Below are 1,583 nucleotides of genomic sequence, written 5' to 3' on the forward strand. Positions count from 1 at the left end.
CGCAGACGGTCTCACAAAGCTGCACCCGCCAGCGTCACCTTCGCGGAGAGTCCGCCGGTGAACTGCCGTAAGTGTAGGTTGGGGCGTCATCTATGACGATCACCCGCCTTTTTGACGAAAATAAGTTATCCAACCAGCTCACAGGCCTTGTGGGCAGTGACTGGTGCGTCGCTGGCTCGGCAATGGGTGGCGAAGGCCAGCGCGTCTTCCGTCGAGTCGAACAGTAATTGCCACAACAGTTGTCGATCGTTGCGTTTGACCGCCCGGACAGCCGTGCGACTGCGCTGGGGGGCAATCTGGATTTCGATAACGTCGGTGCTGGTAATCTGGAATTCGGACATGTTCCCTCCAAAAATTCTGGAGGGCTGACGGCGGAAGACACGATTGAAAAAATCGTATCCCGGTTGGATTGCGCAGCTGGACCGAAACACTCGGTTGCCAGCAAGAGCCCCATCCCCTGCACATTCTGTGAAGGGAAACCACCTTGCCCCGGTAGGCAGGTTGGCGTTGGCGTCAGCCACTCTCTTGATGTCGGGAGCAAAGATAGCGATGGCGGAACACTCAGTCAACCGCGCCGCCAATACTGGCGGCGCGTCAGAGTTTTATCCGGGAAGCTGTACGGATTTCAGTTCAATAAACTCGTCCAGACCCGCTGCGCCAAATTCGCGCCCATTGCCAGAACGCTTCACTCCGCCGAAGGGAGCGTCGTAATTGAATTCGCCGCCGTTGACGAAGCAGAGACCGGCTTCGATGCGGCGCACGACGGGCATGGCGGCGTCGGCGTCTTTGGCCCAGACACCGCTGGAGAGGCCGTACTCGGTGTCGTTGGCGATAGCGATGGCTTCGTCCATGTCCTTGTAGGGGATCATGCAGGTGACGGGACCGAAAATTTCTTCGCGGGCGATGGCCATGTCGTTGGTGACGTCGGCAAATACCGTGGGTTTTACGTAGAAGCCGCTGGGGAAGTTTTCGGGGGTATCACTGCCACCGGTAACCAGACGGGCGCCTTCGGCGACTCCTTTGTCGATATAGCCGCGCACGATGTCGCGCTGGCGGGCCGAGGAGAGGGGGCCCATAAAGTCGTTGCTACCGGTGCCGACGGCGATTTCCTCGGCCACTTTTTTGGCAATGGTCACTGCCTCCTCGTAACGCTCGGCAGGAACCAGCATACGGGTCAGGGCGGTACAGGTTTGCCCGGTATTGATGAATACATCTTCACAGCCCCAGCGCACGGCGGCTTCCAGGTCGGCATCCGGGGTGATGATCAGCGGTGACTTGCCGCCCAGCTCCTGGGTAACCCGCTTGACCGTGGGTGCGGCGGACTTGGCCACTTCGATGCCGGCGCGGGTGGAGCCGGTGAAGGAGACCATGTCGATATCCACGTGGCTGGAAAGCGCTGCGCCGACAATCGGCCCGGCACCGGGGACCAGATTGAAGACCCCGGCAGGCAGGCCGGCAGCGTCGATGATTTCTGCCATCACATAATCCTGGAGCGGGGTGAGTTCCGACGGCTTCTGGATCATGGTGCAGCCGGCGGCGAGGGCCGGGGCCACTTTGCCAACGAACTGGTGCAGGGGGTAGTT

Annotated in this window: 2 protein-coding genes and 1 riboswitch; both genes read right to left on the reverse strand. The window is 60.3% G+C overall.

What is annotated here, in order from left to right; translation table 11 throughout:
* Positions 1-125 precede the first annotated feature (125 nt).
* Complete coding sequence (locus tag B4U49_RS00550) at positions 126-341, reverse strand: hypothetical protein (RefSeq protein ID WP_078082660.1); 216 nt, start codon at positions 339-341, stop codon at positions 126-128.
* 80 nt (positions 342-421) lie between these two features.
* A riboswitch (SAM-I-IV-variant riboswitch) is annotated at positions 422-537 on the reverse strand.
* 65 nt (positions 538-602) lie between these two features.
* On the reverse strand, positions 603-1,583 hold a 981-nt coding region (locus B4U49_RS00555; RefSeq protein ID WP_078082661.1), incomplete at its 5' end, for an aldehyde dehydrogenase family protein.

This window comes from Microbulbifer mangrovi, assembly GCF_002009015.1.
Taxonomy (GTDB): domain Bacteria; phylum Pseudomonadota; class Gammaproteobacteria; order Pseudomonadales; family Cellvibrionaceae; genus Microbulbifer; species Microbulbifer mangrovi.